Source organism: Streptomyces sp. NPDC047017, from assembly GCF_040644175.1.
Lineage (GTDB): Bacteria > Actinomycetota > Actinomycetes > Streptomycetales > Streptomycetaceae > Streptomyces.
Genome location: NZ_JBEYVW010000001.1, coordinates 594,164 through 610,754 on the forward strand (window position 1 = coordinate 594,164; position 16,591 = coordinate 610,754).

The following is a 16,591-nucleotide window of genomic DNA, read 5'->3' on the forward strand; positions in this document are numbered from 1 at the left end:
CCGTGGTTCTGGGGTTCTCGATCGCCCTGATCGTCTTCAGCCTTTTGCTGATGCTGCTGGTGCTGATGCACAAGGGGAAGGGCGGCGGCCTCTCCGACATGTTCGGCGGCGGCATGCAGTCCTCCGTCGGCGGCTCCTCGGTCGCCGAGCGCAACCTCGACCGCATCACCGTGGTGATCGGCACGCTGTGGCTCGCGTGCATCATCGTCCTCGGCATCCTGATGAAGTCGAACAGCTGACGGACACCGCACACCGTTCTTTCCACCCGTAAGGCCCCATGGTCGGTACGCGCCGCGGAGCGCGGCCTATCATGGGGCTTGCGTCTGTGTGCGTGGGGGGCGGTAACTCCAGTCACTGGACGCGCGTTGGGCCTTACGTAGACTGAGGCGCTCGCGGCGAAGCGGAAACGCCGACTCGCTTCGCGGCACCATCACGCAGGGAGTTACGACCGTGGCAAGTGGCAACGCGATCCGAGGAAGCCGGGTCGGGGCGGGGCCGATGGGCGAGGCCGAGCGCGGCGAGTCCGCGCCGCGTCTGCGCATCTCCTTCTGGTGCTCCAACGGGCACGAGACGCAGCCCAGCTTCGCCAGCGACGCGCAGGTCCCCGACACCTGGGACTGCCCGCGCTGCGGCTTCCCCGCCGGCCAGGACCGGGACAACCCGCCGGCCCCGCCGCGCACCGAGCCGTACAAGACGCACCTGGCGTACGTACGCGAGCGGCGCAGCGACGCGGACGGCGAGGCGATCCTCGCGGAGGCGCTCGCCAAACTGCGCGGCGAGATCTAGGGACTGACGCTCCGCCAGGTGAGCCGGCAGCGGCCGGCCCGCCGCCGCGGACCGATTGTCAGTGGTGCCCTCTACGGTTCGTACATCGGCGAATCGTGAGGGGGGCGACGGGGATGACGACGGTCGACGCGGCCGCGACCGGGGCCGCGACGCGGCCCGCGTGGCGCGGGACGTTCGGACGGCTGTGGAGCGCCGCCGTGCTCTCCAGCTTCGGTGACGCGCTGCGGACGGCCGCGCTGCCGCTGCTCGCCGCCTCGCTCACCGGCGACCCCCTGCTCATCTCCTCGGTCACCGCCTGCGGCTATCTGCCCTGGATCGTCTTCGGGCTGCTCGGCGGAGCCCTCGCCGACCGGGTCGACCAGCGGCGCGCGATGTGGACGGTGGACGTGGTGCGCGCCCTGCTGGTCGGCGGCTTCGCGGTGGCCGTCGCCCTCGGCCACGCCTCGATCGCCCTGCTGATCGCCCTCACGTTCACGCTCACCACCTTGCAGACCCTCTTCGACAACGCGGCGACGGCTCTGCTGCCCGCGCTGGTGGACCCCGCCGCGCTCGGCAGCGCCAACGCCCGGCTGATGACCGGCCAGCGCATCGCCGGCGGCCTGCTCGGCGGCCCGGTGGTGCCCCTGCTGCTCGCCGTGGGCGCCGCCGCCCCCTTCGCGGCCGACGCCGTCACCTTCCTGCTGGCCGCCGCGCTCGTCGCCTCGCTGCGCACCCCGGCGCCCGAGCGCGCGCCCGCACCGCCGGGCAGCACCCTGCGCCGCGAGATCGCCGCCGGACTGCGCGCGCTGAGCCGGGACAAGGGGCTCAGGGCCCTGTGCGCGGCGACGGCCCTGTGCAACGTCGGCATGGGCGCCCTCGTCGCCACCCTGGTCGTCCTGGTGACCGGCTGGCTGCACGCGGGTCCCGGCGGGTACGCGGCGGCGATGACCGCCTACGCGGTCGGCAGTCTGGCCGGCGGTGCGGTCAACCGCCGGATCACGGACCGTACCGGCCGCCCGCGCGCGGTGCTGCTGGCCGGCACGGCGCAGATCGCCGCCCTGGTCGTCATGGGCTGTGTGCGCAGCCTGCCCGCCCTGGTCGCCGCGCTGGCCGTCTTCGGCCTGATGGGCATGGTGTGGAACGTCAACACCACCACGCTGATGCAGCAGCGCAGCCCCGCCGGCATGCTGGGCCGGGTCAGCGCGGCCTTCCGGACCCTGGCGGTCGCCGGGGCGCCGCTGGGCGCGCTGCTCGGCGGCGCCGTCGCCACCGCCTGGGGCCCCAACACCCCGGCCCTGCTCACGGCCGCGTTCTTCGTCCTGTCCGTCCTCGCCCTGATACCGGGGGCGGGCGGAAGTGAGGTGAGCCGGCGGCGTGTGGCATAAGATCTGACGATCATGCGATCCGTCACTCGGGGGAGTGCAACATGACTGGTCCGCACGGGCGTTGGCTGAGCGGGGAGCTGACGGCGCGGTCGCTGCTGCGGCCCAAGGATGTGGCACGGGCGGTGTTCCACCCGGCGTGGATCCCGGGCCCGCTCGACCCCGAGGTGGAGAAGCTCAAGCGGGTGCGGATCATCGCCGGGACGGTCGCGGCCGTCGGCGTGTACACGTTCGTGCAGGGCGGCTTCGCCTTCGAGGAGATACTCCAGAACATGCTGGTGGCGTGCCTCGTGCTGCTGCTCATCACACCGCTCACGGTCGGCGTGATGCTGTACGTGTGGCGGCGCGGCGGGACGGTGCGGGAGCTGAGGCACCCGCTGCTCAGTTCGCTCAAGCTGCTGCTGGCGTTCGTCGGGACGGTCGTCGGCACGGTCGTGATGTGGCGCGTGGCCTCGGGCAGCGGCCTGTTCGTGCTGGTGCTCGGGCTCGTCGCCCTGTGGCTCACCTTGTTCGCGGGCCAAGGCGCCTTCCAGGTCTCCGGGAACTTCTTCGGCACGGCGGTCGTGCACCGCTGCCTGCCGCCGCTGCTCGCCACGGTGACGACCTGGCTGATGGCCGTCCCCGATCTGGTCACCGGCGATCTGCACGGGCTCAGCCTGACCCTGGGCATCGTGTTCATCCTCGGCGCGCCGGTCACCGTGACCGGCATAGCCCTGCTGGAGATGCGCCGCCTCAAGCGCCGCTACGGCATCAGGCTCGGCGCCCACCCGGCGACCCTGCCCCGCCTCGCCCCGCCGCCGCACCCGCACATGCCCCCTCCGCACATGCCCCCTCCGCACATGCCCCCTCCGCACATGCCCCCGCCGTACATACCGCCGCAGGGCGACCCGTACGCCGGCCACCATGGCCACCCCTACGGCAACACCCCGTACGGCAACAGCCCGTACGGCAACAGTCCCTACGGGAATCCGTACCGGCCGTAAGGCGGTCGAGGCGGTACCCGGACGCGGGCCGGGAGACGGAAAAGGGGCGGCGCGGACCGCACGGTCCGCGCCGCCCCCTCCGATGGACGGACGGTCAGGCCGACGCCGGCGGATACAGCGACCTCGGCAGCTGCGCGGCCGCCGCCGTGTCCAGCAGCCACAGGGTGCGGGCCCGGCCGTACGCGCCGGCGGCCGGGGCCTGGATCTCGCCCGTGCCGGACAGCGCCATCGCCACCGCGTTGGCCTTGTCCTCACCGGCCGCCAGCAGCCACACCTCGCGGGCGGAGCGGATCGCGGGCAGGGTGAGGGAGATCCGGATGGGCGGCGGCTTCGGGGAGCCGTGCACCCCGATCACCGTGCGCTCGGTCTCCCGTACCCCCGGGTGCTCCGGGAACAGGGAGGCCACGTGCGTGTCCGGGCCGACGCCCAGCATCAGCACGTCGAAGACCGGCACCGCGCCGTGGTTGGCGGGACCGGCCGCCCGGGCCAGCTCCGCCGCGTAGGCGTCCGCCGCCGCCTCGACGTCCGTGCCGTGGGGGCCGTCCGACGCGGGCATGGCGTGCACACGCTCGGGGTCCAGCGGCACGGCGTCCAGCAGAGCGTCCCGGGCCTGGGTGTCATTGCGTTCGGGGTCGCCCTCCGGCAGGAACCGCTCGTCACCCCACCACAGGTCGAGGCGGGCCCAGTCGACGGCGTCGCGGGCGGGCGCGGCGGCCAGGGCGGCCAGCACCCCGTTGCCGTTGCGGCCACCGGTCAGGACCACGGACGCCGAACCCGTCGAGGTCTGCGCGTCGACGATCTTGGTGATCAGCCGGGCCGCGGCGGCCTGCGCCATCAGCTCCTTGTCGTGGTGGACGACCAGCTGCGGAGCGCTCACTTCGCCGCCGCCTTCCGGGTCGGGGCCTTGCGGGCCGTCTTGGCGGCGGACCGCCGGGCCGGAGCCTTCGCCGTGTCCTCCCCGGACGCGGCCGCGGCCCCCTGCTCCCCGCCGGACGCGGAGTCCGCCGGGGACTCCAGCCGGTCCACGCCGTGGCGCAGCGCGGACGCGTAGGTGTCGTCCGGGTCGAGCCGCCGCAGCTCCTCCGCGATCAGCTCGGCCGTGTCCCGCCGCTTGAGCGCCACCGCGCGCTCCGGCTGCCCGTGGAGAGACAGCGTCGCGAGCCGTCCGTCGGCCCGGTCCAGGTGGACCGGGCCGCAGCTGGTGTCCATGCGCACCGCGGTCAGACCCGGCCCGGCGGACCGCGAGCGCCGCACCGGCACGTCCAGCCGGTCCGCGAGCCACATGGCCAGCAGCTCGCAGCTCGGGTTGAACTCCTCGCCCTCCACCTCGACGGACCGGACCTCGCAGGTCACCTGGTCGAGGGCGGCGGCCAGCATCGAACGCCACGGAGTGATCCGGGTCCACGCCAGGTCGGTGTCGCCCGGGGTGTACGCCTCGGCCCGCGCCGCCAGTTCGCGTACCGGCTCCTCGCAGGCGTAGGCGTCGGTGACCCTGCGCTGCGCCAGGGCGCCCAGCGGGTCCTTGGCGGGGTCCAGCGGGCCGTTCACCGGCCACCAGACGACGACCGGCGCGTCCGGCAGCAGCAGCGGCAGCACCACGGACTGGGCGTGGTCGCACACCTCGCCGTACAGCCGCAGCACCACCGTCTCGCCGGTGCCGGCCTCCGCGCCGACCCGCACCTCGGCGTCCAGCCGCGAGGACGTGCGGTCGCGCAGGGTGCGCGAGACGCGCCGGATGACCACCAGGGTGCGCGAGGGGTGCTCGCGCGAGGCGTCGCCGGCGGCCTTGAGGGCGTCGTAGGCGTTCTCCTCGTCGGTGACGATGACGAGGGTGAGCACCATGCCGACGGCCGGCGTGCCGATCGACCGGCGGCCCTCCACCAGCGCCTTGTTGATCTTTCCTGCCGTGGTGTCGGTCAGGTCCATCTTCATGGCCGGCGCCAGCTCCGTCCGTCTCGTGCGAGCATCTCGTCCGCCTCGGCGGGGCCCCACGTCCCGGACGCGTACTGCGCGGGCTTGCCGTGCTGGTCCCAGTACTCCTCGATCGGGTCGAGGATCTTCCAGGACAGCTCGACCTCCTCGGTGCGCGGGAAGAGGTTGGAGTCGCCCAGCAGCACGTCCAGGATGAGGCGCTCGTACGCCTCCGGGCTGGACTCGGTGAAGGACTCGCCGTAGGCGAAGTCCATCGACACGTCCCGGATCTCCATGGACGTGCCCGGCACCTTCGAGCCGAAGCGCACGGTGACGCCCTCGTCGGGCTGCACCCGGATGACGACCGCGTTCTGGCCCAGCTCCTCGGTCGCCGTGGTGTCGAAGGGGGAGTGCGGGGCCCGCTGGAAGACCACCGCGATCTCGGTGACCCGGCGGCCCAGCCGCTTGCCGGTGCGCAGGTAGAAGGGGACGCCCGCCCAGCGGCGGTTGTCGATCTCCAGTTTCACCGCGGCGTAGGTGTCGGTCTTCGACTTCTTGTCGATGCCGTCCTCTTCGAGGTAGCCGATGACCTTCTCGCCGCCCTGCCAGCCGGCCGCGTACTGGCCGCGCACGGTGGCACGGCCGAGGTCCTTGGGCAGCCGGACCGCGCCCAGCACCTTCTCCTTCTCCGCGGCCAGCGCGTCCGCGCCGAAGGAGGACGGCTCCTCCATCGCGGTCAGCGCCATCAGCTGGAGCAGGTGGTTCTGGATGACGTCCCGGGCCGCGCCGATGCCGTCGTAGTACCCGGCCCGGCCGCCGATGCCGATGTCCTCGGCCATGGTGATCTGCACATGGTCCACGAAGGACCGGTTCCAGATCGGCTCGAACATGGTGTTGGCGAAGCGCAGCGCCAGGATGTTCTGGACGGTCTCCTTGCCCAGGTAGTGGTCGATGCGGAAGACCTGCTCCGGGGCGAAGACCTCGTGCACGACCGTGTTCAGCTCCTCGGCCGACTCCAGGTCGTGGCCGAAGGGCTTCTCGATGACCGCGCGCCGCCAGGAACCACCGGTCTGCTCGGCCAGGTGGTGCTTCTTGAGCTGCTGGATGACGACCGGGAAGGACTTGGGCGGCACGGACAGGTAGAAGGCGAAGTTGCCGCCGGTGCCCTGCGCCTTGTCCAGCTCCTCGATCGTGCCGCGCAGCCGCTCGAACGCGTCGTCGTCGTCGAAGGTGCCCTGCACGAAGCGCATCCCCTGGCTGAGCTGCTGCCAGACCTCCTCGCGGAAGGGCGTGCGCGAGTGCTCCTCGACGGCGTCGTGCACGACCTGGGCGAAGTCCTCGTGCTCCCAGTCGCGGCGGGCGAAGCCGACCAGCGAGAAGCCCGGCGGCAGCAGACCCCGGTTGGCGAGGTCGTACACGGCCGGCATCAGCTTCTTGCGGGACAGGTCGCCCGTGACGCCGAAGATGACCAGGCCCGACGGCCCCGCGATACGCGGGAGCCGTCGGTCCGCGGGGTCACGGAGCGGGTTCGCTCCGGTACCGGAAAGAGGTGACAAGACCTCAGCCCTCCGCGGGGGAGAGGCGCTCCAGCTCCGCCTCGGTCGACTTGAGCAGGTCGTTCCAGGAGGACTCGAACTTCTCCACGCCCTCGTCCTCCAGGACCTGGACCACCTCGTCGTAGGAGATCCCGATCCCCTCCAGCGCGTCGAGGTCGGCACGGGCCTGCTCGTAGGTGCCGCGCACCGCGTCACCGCGGATCTCGCCGTGGTCCTCGGCGGCCTCCAGGGTGGACTCCGGCATGGTGTTCACCGTGTTCGGCGCCACCAGCTCCTCGACGTACATGGTGTCCTTGTACGCCTTGTCCTTCACCCCGGTGGAGGCCCACAGCGGACGCTGCTTGTTCGCGCCCGCCTTCTCCAGCGCGTTCCAGCGGTCCGAGGAGAAGACCTCCTCGTAGGCCTGGTAGGCGAGGCGGGCGTTGGCCACGCCGGCCTTGCCGCGCAGCGCCTTGGCCGCGTCGGTGCCCATCTCGTCGATCCGCCGGTCGATCTCGGTGTCCACGCGGGACACGAAGAAGGACGCCACCGAGTGGATCTCGGAGAGGTCCAGGCCGCGCTCCTTGGCCTTCTCCAGGCCGGTCAGGTAGGCGTCCATGACCGCGCGGTAGCGCTCCAGGGAGAAGATCAGCGTGACGTTGACGCTGATGCCGTTGCCGATGGTCTCGGCGATGCCCGGCAGGCCCGCCCGGGTCGCCGGGATCTTGATGAGGGTGTTGGGGCGGTCCACCAGCCAGGCCAGCTGCCGGGCCTCGGCGACCGTCGCCTTGGTGTTGTGCGCCAGGCGCGGGTCGACCTCGATGGAGACCCGGCCGTCCTGGCCGCCGGTGGCGTCGAAGACCGGGCGCAGGATGTCGGCGGCGTCGCGGACGTCCGCCGTGGTGATCATGCGGATGGCCTCTTCGACGGTGACCCGGCGGGCGGCGAGGTCGGAGACCTGCTGGTCGTACCCGTCGCCCTGCGAGATCGCCTTCTGGAAGATCGTCGGGTTGGTGGTGACGCCCACGACGTGCTGCTGGTCGATCAGCTCGGCGAGGTTGCCGGACGTGATCCGCTTGCGCGACAGGTCGTCCAGCCAGATCGCGACGCCTTCATCGGAGAGGCGCTTGAGTGCGTCTGTCATGGAAAATGCATCTCCTACGTGTCGTATGTGAGCGTCAGCGCTGGGCGGCGGTGAGCGATTCCCGGGCCTTGGCGACCACGTTCTCGGCGGTGAAGCCGAACTCGCGGAACAGCACCTTGGCGTCGGCCGAAGCACCGAAGTGCTCCAGGGAGACGATGCGTCCGGCGTCCCCGACGTACTTGTGCCAGGTCAGCCCGACACCCGCCTCGACCGCGACACGGGCCCGCACGGCCGGGGGCAGGACGCTGTCCCGGTACCCCTGGTCCTGCTCCTCGAACCACTCGACGCACGGCATGGACACCACGCGGGTGGGCACGCCCTCGGCCTGCAGCGCCTCGCGCGCCTCGACCGCCACATGCACCTCGGAACCGGTGGCGATCAGGATCAGCTGCGGCTCGCCGCCCTCGGCCTCGAACAGGACATAGCCGCCGCGCGCGGTGTCGTCGTCCGGCTCGTACGTCGGCACGCCCTGGCGGGTGAGCGCGAGGCCGTGCGGGGCGCCCTTGCCGAACTCCTTGGTCCAGCGGCGCTGGATCTCGGCCCAGGCGATCGCGGTCTCGTTGGCGTCGGCGGGGCGGACGATGTTCAGGCCCGGGATGGCGCGCAGCGAGGCCAGGTGCTCGACCGGCTGGTGGGTGGGGCCGTCCTCGCCCAGGCCGATGGAGTCGTGCGTCCACACGAACGTCACCGGCAGGTGCATCAGGGCGGACAGGCGCACCGCGTTGCGCATGTAGTCGGAGAACACCAGGAAGGTGCCGCCGTACACGCGCGTGTTGCCGTGCAGCGTGATGCCGTTCAGCTCGGCGCCCATCGAGTGCTCGCGGATGCCGAAGTGGATGGTGCGCCCGTAGGGGTCCGCTTCCGGCAGCGGGTTGCCCTCGGGGAGGAACGACGAGGTCTTGTCGATGGTGGTGTTGTTGGAGCCGGCCAGGTCGGCCGAGCCGCCCCACAGCTCGGGCAGCACCTCGCCGAGCGCCTGGAGCACCTTGCCGGAGGCCGCGCGGGTCGCCACGCTCTTGCCCGCCTCGAAGACCGGGATCTTCTCGGCCCAGCCGGCGGGCAGCTCGGCGGCGGCGATGCGGTCGAACTCGGCGGCCCGCTCCGTGTTGGCCGCGCGCCACGCCTGGAAGGTCTTCTCCCACTCGTCCCGCGCCTGCCGGCCGCGCTCCAGCGCCTGCCGGGTGTGGCCGATGACCTCGTCGGAGACGGCGAAGTGCTGGTCCGGGTCGAAGCCGAGGACGCGCTTGGTGGCCGCGACCTCGTCCTCGCCGAGCGCCGAGCCGTGCGCGGCCTCGGTGTTCTGGGCGTGCGGGGCGGGCCAGGCGATGATCGAGCGCATCGCGATGAAGGACGGGCGGTCGGTGACCGCCTTGGCCGCCTGGATCGCGGCGTAGATCGCCTGCGGGTCCAGGTCGCCGTCCGCCTTGGCCTCCACGCGCTGCACGTGCCAGCCGTAGGCCTCGTACCGCTTGGCGGTGTCCTCGGAGACGGCCGTCTCGGTGTCGCCCTCGATCGAGATGTGGTTGTCGTCCCACAGCAGGATCAGGTTGCCGAGCTTCTGGTGGCCGGCCATCGAGGACGCCTCGGCCGAGATGCCCTCCTGCAGGCAGCCGTCACCGGCGACGCAGTAGATGTAGTGGTCGAACGGGGACTCGCCCTGCGGGGCCTCCGGGTCGAACAGGCCGCGCTCGTAGCGGGCGGCCATCGCCATGCCCACCGCGTTGGCCACACCCTGGCCGAGCGGGCCGGTGGTGGTCTCCACCCCGACCGTGTGCCCGTACTCCGGGTGACCGGGGGTCTTGGAGCCCCAGGTGCGGAAGGACTCCAGGTCGGCCAGTTCCAGGCCGAAACCGGCCAGGTACAGCTGGGTGTAGAGAGTCAGGGAGGAGTGGCCGGCGGACAGCACGAAACGGTCGCGCCCCACCCACTGCGGATCGGCCGGGTCGTGCCGCATCACCTTCTGGAACAGGGTGTAGGCGGCAGGAGCCAGGCTCATCGCCGTACCGGGATGGCCGTTTCCGACCTTCTGTACGGCATCGGCGGCCAGGACACGCGCGGTGTCCACCGCGCGCTGGTCCAACTCGGTCCACTCGAGGTCTGTGGTGGTCGGCTTGGTGCTCACCCTGGTTCAGGGCTCCTCTCCACATGTCGGATGCCGGAACACGTGCCCGCGCACCGGCTGCCGGCGTACTCGCGTCGGCCGGCCGTTGTTGAGCCTACCCCCGGGAAGACGTGCGTTTTTTCGAGTCATTCAAGACTGCCGGGAGTCCACGGAATCCGCCTGTCGACTGGCCGGGAGGCCCATTCGGCAAGTGAATGCGCGACCGCTCATCCGATCGCTCGAACGAGCCCCCGCGCGCCCGTCCGAACACCCCGCGCGCCTGCCCTCCGGGCCTCGCGCGGGGGGTGCCGTCAACACGACCCCACCCCCGCGAATGTCCGGGTCTGGGCAACGTCTACAGTGGCGTGGTACGCGCGAGCCCTTACCCTGCGTTCACAGGGCAGGGCTCGCTGGGAGTCTCTGTCAGGGGTGTGCGTGACGGCCGTCGAATCCCGTCCAGCGGGACTACTCGGTGCAGGCCAGGGCCCGAGCCACCGGCCGTTCGGGGCCCGTGTCAAGGCGTTCGTGGCGCTGACCAAGCCGCGGATCATCGAGCTGCTGCTGATCACCACCGTTCCGGTGATGTTCCTGGCGCAGCAGGGGGTGCCCAGCCTCAAGCTGGTGCTGCTCACCTGTGTCGGCGGCTACCTGTCGGCGGGCGGCGCCAACGCGCTCAACATGTACATCGACCGCGACATAGACGCGCTCATGGACCGCACCTCGCAGCGCCCGCTGGTGACCGGCATGGTCGACCCGCGCGAGTGCCTCGCCTTCGGCATCGGCCTCGCGGTCGTCTCCACGCTGCTGTTCGGCCTCACCGTCAACTGGCTGTCGGCGTGGCTGTCGCTCGGAGCGCTCCTCTTCTACGTCGTCGTCTACACGATGATCCTCAAGCGGCGCACGTCGCAGAACATCGTGTGGGGCGGCATCGCCGGCTGCCTGCCGGTGCTGATCGGCTGGTCCTCGGTCACCGACTCCATGTCGTGGGCGCCGGTCGTGCTCTTCCTCGTCATGTTCTTCTGGACGCCGCCGCACTACTGGCCGCTGTCCATGAAGGTCAAGGAGGACTACGCGCGCGTGGGCGTGCCGATGCTCCCGGTCGTCGCCTCCAACAAGGTGGTCGCCCGGCAGATCGTGATCTACAGCTGGGTGATGGTCGCCGTCTCGCTGCTGCTGACCCCGCTGGGCTACACCGGCTGGTTCTACACCGTGGTCGCCCTGGCGGCCGGCGGCTTCTGGCTGTGGGAGGCGCACGGGCTGCAGAACCGCGCCAAGGCCGAGGTGACGGGTACCAAGCTCAAGGAGATGCGGCTGTTCCACTGGTCGATCACCTATGTGTCGATCCTGTTCGTCGCGGTGGCGGTGGACCCCTTCCTGCGGTAGACCGCCTGTATTTCGTCTGTACTCGTCTTGCACTCGTCGACGGGCGGGGCGCGTGGTCAAGGCCACGCACCCCGCCCGTCGCCGTCGGGGCTACTCGTGGGTAGTCTCCTGGCCATGGCAGACACGCAGCAGGTTGACCCCAAGGCCGAGCGCAAGGCGAGCCGCCTGGCCCAGCGCATCGGCTCGTTCGCCAAGGCCCACGGCGGGGCCGGGGGACAGGTCGCGTACCTCGGGGAGCGCGGCGCCCGGATCGTCCTCGTCGGCGAGGACGGAGCCTGGGGCGACATCGTGGCCCCCACCTACGCCATCGCCGAGCAGGCGGTGGCGAAGTCCGGGATCACCGTCCACGAGTCCTTCGACGGCGAGTTCGCCGCCAAGGTGCGCACCGGCCCCTACGAGTGGAGCCGGATGGCGGGCATCCAGGTCGGCGGCCCGAGCAACACCTGACGGCCGGTGCACCCGTTAGGCCCCTGGAGAAGCGGTCCGCCCACGGGGAGCACCGGATGATCGAGACGCCGTCCCTCGTGGACCAGTACTGCCACGGCGTACTGCGGACCGAGCTGGGCCTCGCCACCTTCGAGGCCCAGCTGGCCCGGACCGAGGGCCCGCCCGCGCCCGGCACCACCCTCTTCGACACCCAGACCGGTTTCGCCGTACGCCGCTGGTGCCCGCCGCTGCTCGGCCTGGAGCCGCACTGCCCGCCCGCGCGCTATCTGGCCCGGCGGCGCGAACTGGGCGCCCTGGAGGCCGGCCGCAGGCTGCTGCGGGGCAGCGGCGTCACCGCCTACCTCGTCGACACCGGGCTGCCCGGGGATCTCACCGGACCGGAGGAGATGGCCGCGGCGGGAGACGCCGACGCGCACGAGACCGTGCGCCTGGAACCCCTGGCCGAGCAGGTCGCGGACACCTCCGGCACCGTCGGTTCCTTCCTCGCCAACCTCGCCGAGTCGGTGCACGGTGCCGCCGCGCACGCCGTCGCCTTCACCACGGTGGCGGGGGCGCGGCACGGCCTGGCGCTCGCCCCCGAACCGCCCGACACCGCTCAGGTGCGGGGCGCGGCGGGCCGCTGGCTGGCCCGGCGGGAGGTCGGCGGCGAACTGGCCGACCCGGTGCTGCTGCGCCATCTGCTGTGGACGGCGGTGGCCTCCGGGCGCCCGCTCCAGCTGCACGCGGGGCTCGGCGAGCCGGGCGCGCACGCCGGGCGCACCGATCCGGCGCTGCTGACGGACTTCGTCCGGGCAACCGCGGGCCTCGGCACGGATCTGGTGCTGCTGCACGGCTATCCGTACCACCGCCACGCCGCCCATCTCGCCGGTGTCTTCCCGCATGTGTACGCCGACGCGGGCGCGGCCCTGGTGCGCACCGGCGCCCGGGCCGCCGCGGTCCTGGCCGAGGTGCTGGAACTGGCCCCCTTCGGCAAGGTCCTCTTCTCCAGCGGCGGTCGCGCGCTGCCCGAGCTGCACGTGGTGGGGGCCCTGCTGTTCCGGGAGGCGCTGGACCGGCTGCTCGGGGGCTGGGTCGCGCAGGACGCCTGGTCGGCGCGGGACGCCGAGCGGGTGGCCCAGATGGTGGCGGCGGGCAACGCGCGGCGGGTGTACGGGCTCGGCTGAGCCGGCCGGGGACTCCGGGCGCCAGGCCCCGAGTCCCCGGTACGCCTACGCCTTCGTCAGGGTCGCCTCGGCGGACGGTTCCGGCAGCTCGGCCACCGCCGCGGGGTCTCCGGGCCGCTCGCGCAGCGACAGCAGGACCCGCAGCACCGCGATCCACACCAGGCAGGAGCCGAGCATGTGCGCGGCCACCATGGCCTCGGGGAGGTGCGTGAAGTACTGGACGTACCCGATGACGCCTTGCAGCAGCAGGACGACGAACAGGTCCCGGGTGCGGTGCAGCGGGCCCTTCGGCGCGTCGACGGCCTTGAGGACGAACCACAGGGCGAACGTCAGCGTCACCACGATCCACGCGAGCACCGCGTGCAGCTTGGCCACCGTCTCCCAGTCGATCGGGATCCGCGCCACGTCCTTGGAGTCGCCCGCGTGCGGTCCCGCCCCGGTCACCACCGTGCCCACCGCGATCAGCAGCACGCTCGCGGCCACCAGGAACCACACCAGCTGCTGCACCGCCTTGCCGACCAGCGGGCGCGGCGCCGCGTCGCCCTCGCGGGTGCGCTGCCACGTCACCGCGGCGACCGTGATCAGCGCGGTGGACAGCAGGAAGTGGGCCGCGACGGTGTACGGGTTCAGGCCCACCAGGACGACGATGCCGCCGAGCACCGCGTTGCCCATGACGATCCAGAACTGCGCCCAGCCCAGCCGGGTCAGGCCGCGCCGCCACGGCTTCTGCGCGCGCGCGGCGATGATCGCCCAGCCGACGGCGGCGCACAGCACGTACGTCAGCATGCGGTTGCCGAACTCGATCGCCCCGTGGAAGCCCATCGCCCGCGTGGTGGTCAGCGAGTCGTCGGTGCAGGTGGGCCAGGTCGGGCAGCCGAGGCCCGAGCCGGTCAGGCGGACGGCGCCGCCGGTCACGACGATGACGACCGCCATGACGAGCGCGGCGAGGGCCGCCCGCCGCACGGTCCGCGGCTGCGGCGTCCAGCGGTCGGCGATGAAGGCGAGGGGATTGCGCGCGGCGGCCACGGCGTCGGCGCGGGTCAGGTTCGGCACGCCCTCCATCGTAGGCCGCCGCTTGTGCACCGTTTCACGAGGGTCCCGTGGGATGTCTTTCACACCCGGTCCGCGAGGCGGCGCCGGCGGCTCGCTCCCGCTACTCCCAGCGGAAGAACCGGCCGGCCGCCGCCAGCCCCACGACCGCCCACACGGCGAGGATGCCGAGATCGGCCCAGGGCGTCCCGGCGCCGTGCTGGAGCACGTCCCGCAGGCCGTCGGAGAGCGCGGAGATCGGCAGCAGGGCGAGCACGTGCTGTCCGGCCGGGCCGAACTTCTCCAGCGGCACGATCACCCCGCCGCCGACCAGCAGCAGCAGGAACACCAGATTGGCGGCGGCCAGCGTGGCCTCGGCCTTCAGGGTGCCGGCCATCAGCAGGCCGAGCCCGGAGAAGGCGGCGGTGCCGACGACGAGCAGCAGGAGCACGGCGAGCGGGTTGCCGTGCGGCGACCAGCCGAGGGCGAGGGCGATCACGGCCAGCAGGATCACCTGGAGAACCTCGGTGACCAGCACCGACGCCGTCTTGGCGGCCATCAGGCCCCAGCGCGGCAGCGGCGAGGCGGCGAGCCGCTTCAGCACGCCGTAGCGGCGCTCGAAGCCGGTCGCGATGGCCTGCCCGGTGAACGCCGTCGACAGCACGGCCAGCGCCAGGACGCCCGGCGCGAGGAAGTCGACCGCCCTGCCCTTGCCGGTGTCCACGATGTCCACCGAGCTGAACAGCACGAGCAGCAGGGTCGGGATGACCACGGTCAGCAGCAGCTGCTCGCCGTTGCGCAGCAGCATCTTCGTCTCCAGGGCCGCCTGCGCCCCGATCATGCGGGGCAGCGGTGCCGCCCCCGGCTTCGGGGCGTAGGTGCCCGGGGCGGTGGTCATGAGCGCAGCTCCTTGCCGGTCAGCTCCAGGAAGACGTCTTCGAGCGTGTGCCGCTCCACCGAGATCCGGTCCGGCATCACCCCGTGCTGGGCGCACCAGGACGTCACCGTGGCGAGCAGCTGCGGGTCGACCTTGCCGGTCACCCGGTAGGCGCCCGGCGTCAGCTCGGCCGCGGAGGAGTCCGCCGGCAGCGCCTTGAGCAGGGAGGCGACGTCGAGGCCCGGGCGGCCGGCGAAGCGCAGGGTGTTCTCGGCGCCGCCGCGGCACAGCTCCTCGGGCGAGCCGTGGGCGATGACCCGGCCGGCGTCGATGATCGCCACGTCGTCGGCGAGCTGCTCGGCCTCGTCCATGAAGTGGGTGGTGAGGATCACGGACACGCCGTCGGCGCGCAGGTCGCGCACCAGGTCCCAGGTGGCCCGGCGGGCCTGCGGGTCGAGTCCGGCGGTCGGCTCGTCGAGGAAGACCAGCTCGGGGCGGCCCACGACCGCCATGGCGAGCGCGAGGCGCTGCTGCTGGCCGCCGGAGAGCCGGCGGTAGCCCGTGCGACCGCAGCCGCCCAGGCCCAGCCGTTCGATCAGGGCGTCCACGTCCAGGGGGTGGGCGTGCAGCTTGGCGACGTGCCGCAGCATCTCGTCCGCGCGGGCACCGGAGTACACGCCTCCGGACTGGAGCATCACGCCGATCCGGGGCCGCAGCTCGGCGGACTGGCGCACCGGGTCGAGGCCGAGGACGCGCACCGTGCCGGAGTCCGGCCCGCGGTACCCCTCGCAGGTCTCGACCGTGGTCGTCTTGCCCGCGCCGTTGGGTCCGAGCACGGCGGTCACGCCCGCCCGGGCCACCAGGTCGAGGCCGTCCACCGCGGTCTTCGTGCCGTACCGCTTCACCAGGGCCTGGACCTGGACCACAGGCTTGTCTCGCATGGTTGAAGAGTCTAGGGAGGCGGCGCGGGGTTCAGACGCGGGGGTGCGCCATGTCCTCCTCGCGGGGGCGGTGCAGCGGCAGCCACCGTTCGGCGTACGCGACCGCGTCGGCCACCGGGAACAGCCGGGCGTCGGCCGCGCCGGCCCGCCCGCGCACGACGGGGGCGGTCCCGTTCGAAGTCGTGGCCCAGCTCGTCGAACCGCTCGGAGGTGATCGACACCTCCGTCACCACCTCCCAGCCGTCCGGGCCCGGCCTGCCCACCCGCACGCGGGGCGACGGTATGCGGTACTCGGCCAGGTGGAAGCAGGTGCAGGAGCCGTACCCGGCGCCCAGCAGGAGGACCCGCGCGCCCGCGGCCTCCAGCCGGGCCAGCGGGCTGCGCTCGCCCAGCCGGCAGTCGGTGGCGTGGCCGTCGACGAGGTCCCCCGCGCGCGGGCCGATCGCCGCGAACGAGGTCTGCGGGTGGACGCTGCGCCGGGCGCCCGGCCAGGTGCGGACCGTCTCCGGGACGACGCCGACCCCGCGCGCGGGGGTGGTGGCGGGGTCGTAGGCGGGCATGGTGGCCCGGATGGTGTCCCACCACGCGGCGGGCACCGGGGGCGCGCTCCACAGGGCCGGGTCGGACAGGTCGCCGGTCTGCGCGGGGACCACGAGCGTGCCGTCCGGGCCGAGGGCGTCGAGCAGGGCGTGGACGACCGTCACGGCGCCGCCGCACACCCATCCGAGTGAGCTGAGCGAGGAGTGCGCGAGGAGGGTCTCGCCGGGCCGCACACCGAGCGCGCGCAGCTCCTCGGCGAGCGTGTCCCGGGTCACAAGAGGGCCGGTCGGAGGGGGTGTGGGCATGGTTCGGCAGTGTGGCGCACCACCCTCGCGGGCGCCACCTGTTTGATCGATCGGAGATCGTTTCCGCAGGTCGGATTAGGTTTAC

15 protein-coding genes and 1 pseudogene are annotated in these 16,591 nt (G+C 72.5%); 7 read left to right on the plus strand and 9 right to left on the minus strand.

Going from position 1 to position 16,591, the window contains the following annotated elements:
* Window positions 1–8: 8 nt before the first annotated feature.
* The 4 genes from secG to ABZ858_RS02830 all read left to right on the plus strand — a co-directional run bounded on the left by secG (window position 9) and on the right by ABZ858_RS02830 (window position 3,130).
* On the plus strand, window positions 9–239 hold the full coding sequence (gene secG / locus ABZ858_RS02815) for a preprotein translocase subunit SecG (RefSeq protein WP_361371966.1): 231 nt from the start codon (window positions 9–11) through the stop codon (window positions 237–239).
* A gap of 211 nt (window positions 240–450) precedes the next feature.
* Entirely contained in the window at window positions 451–786 is a 336-nt protein-coding gene (locus ABZ858_RS02820; protein WP_010352468.1) for an RNA polymerase-binding protein RbpA, read from the plus strand.
* Between the two features lie 113 nt (window positions 787–899).
* Window positions 900–2,150 (plus strand): MFS transporter, encoded by a 1,251-nt coding sequence (locus ABZ858_RS02825; protein WP_361371610.1) that lies wholly within the window; start codon window positions 900–902, stop codon window positions 2,148–2,150.
* Between the two features lie 41 nt (window positions 2,151–2,191).
* On the plus strand, window positions 2,192–3,130 hold the full coding sequence (locus ABZ858_RS02830; protein WP_361371613.1) for a hypothetical protein: 939 nt from the start codon (window positions 2,192–2,194) through the stop codon (window positions 3,128–3,130).
* Window positions 3,131–3,224: 94 nt separating this feature from the next.
* On the opposite strand, the gene pgl is transcribed toward ABZ858_RS02830, so the two are convergent.
* From pgl to tkt, 5 genes are read right to left on the minus strand one after another with little or no spacing between them, the layout of a single operon-like run.
* Complete coding sequence (gene pgl / locus ABZ858_RS02835) at window positions 3,225–4,007, minus strand: 6-phosphogluconolactonase (protein ID WP_361371616.1); 783 nt, start codon at window positions 4,005–4,007, stop codon at window positions 3,225–3,227.
* Window positions 4,004–5,062 (minus strand): glucose-6-phosphate dehydrogenase assembly protein OpcA, encoded by a 1,059-nt coding sequence (gene opcA, locus ABZ858_RS02840; protein WP_361371619.1) that lies wholly within the window; start codon window positions 5,060–5,062, stop codon window positions 4,004–4,006. The genes pgl and opcA overlap by 4 nt, the downstream gene beginning before the upstream one ends.
* A complete protein-coding gene (gene zwf, locus ABZ858_RS02845) occupies window positions 5,059–6,597 on the minus strand; it encodes a glucose-6-phosphate dehydrogenase (RefSeq protein WP_361371622.1) in 1,539 nt (512 codons plus the stop codon). The genes opcA and zwf overlap by 4 nt, the downstream gene beginning before the upstream one ends.
* A gap of 4 nt (window positions 6,598–6,601) precedes the next feature.
* The gene (tal, locus tag ABZ858_RS02850; RefSeq protein WP_361371625.1) at window positions 6,602–7,720 is read right to left on the minus strand and encodes a transaldolase; all 1,119 of its coding nucleotides are present in this window, start codon (window positions 7,718–7,720) and stop codon (window positions 6,602–6,604) included.
* 34 nt (window positions 7,721–7,754) lie between these two features.
* Complete coding sequence (tkt, locus tag ABZ858_RS02855) at window positions 7,755–9,842, minus strand: transketolase (RefSeq protein ID WP_361371628.1); 2,088 nt, start codon at window positions 9,840–9,842, stop codon at window positions 7,755–7,757.
* A gap of 408 nt (window positions 9,843–10,250) precedes the next feature.
* Here tkt and ABZ858_RS02860 point away from each other — a divergent pair, with 408 nt between their 5' ends.
* The 3 genes from ABZ858_RS02860 to ABZ858_RS02870 all read left to right on the plus strand — a co-directional run bounded on the left by ABZ858_RS02860 (window position 10,251) and on the right by ABZ858_RS02870 (window position 12,814).
* Entirely contained in the window at window positions 10,251–11,204 is a 954-nt protein-coding gene (locus ABZ858_RS02860) for a heme o synthase (protein WP_361371631.1), read from the plus strand.
* A gap of 114 nt (window positions 11,205–11,318) precedes the next feature.
* The gene (locus ABZ858_RS02865) at window positions 11,319–11,651 is read left to right on the plus strand and encodes a hypothetical protein (protein WP_361371634.1); all 333 of its coding nucleotides are present in this window, start codon (window positions 11,319–11,321) and stop codon (window positions 11,649–11,651) included.
* A 56-nt stretch (window positions 11,652–11,707) separates the two neighbouring features.
* Window positions 11,708–12,814: an amidohydrolase family protein gene (locus ABZ858_RS02870; RefSeq protein WP_361371637.1), complete on the plus strand. Its 1,107-nt coding sequence runs from the start codon at window positions 11,708–11,710 to the stop codon at window positions 12,812–12,814.
* 45 nt (window positions 12,815–12,859) lie between these two features.
* Here the strand turns inward: ABZ858_RS02870 and ABZ858_RS02875 are convergent, their stop codons facing one another.
* The 4 genes and pseudogenes from ABZ858_RS02875 to ABZ858_RS02890 form a co-directional block, all read right to left on the minus strand.
* Window positions 12,860–13,876, minus strand: a complete 1,017-nt coding sequence (locus tag ABZ858_RS02875; RefSeq protein ID WP_361371640.1) for a COX15/CtaA family protein — start codon at window positions 13,874–13,876, stop codon at window positions 12,860–12,862.
* A 91-nt stretch (window positions 13,877–13,967) separates the two neighbouring features.
* A complete protein-coding gene (locus ABZ858_RS02880; RefSeq protein ID WP_361371643.1) occupies window positions 13,968–14,741 on the minus strand; it encodes an ABC transporter permease in 774 nt (257 codons plus the stop codon).
* Window positions 14,738–15,661: an ABC transporter ATP-binding protein gene (locus ABZ858_RS02885; RefSeq protein WP_361371646.1), complete on the minus strand. Its 924-nt coding sequence runs from the start codon at window positions 15,659–15,661 to the stop codon at window positions 14,738–14,740. Before ABZ858_RS02885 ends, ABZ858_RS02880 begins: the two co-directional genes overlap by 4 nt.
* A 31-nt stretch (window positions 15,662–15,692) precedes the next feature.
* Window positions 15,693–16,506, minus strand: a pseudogene (locus ABZ858_RS02890) (AAC(3) family N-acetyltransferase).
* Window positions 16,507–16,591: the final 85 nt, after the last annotated feature.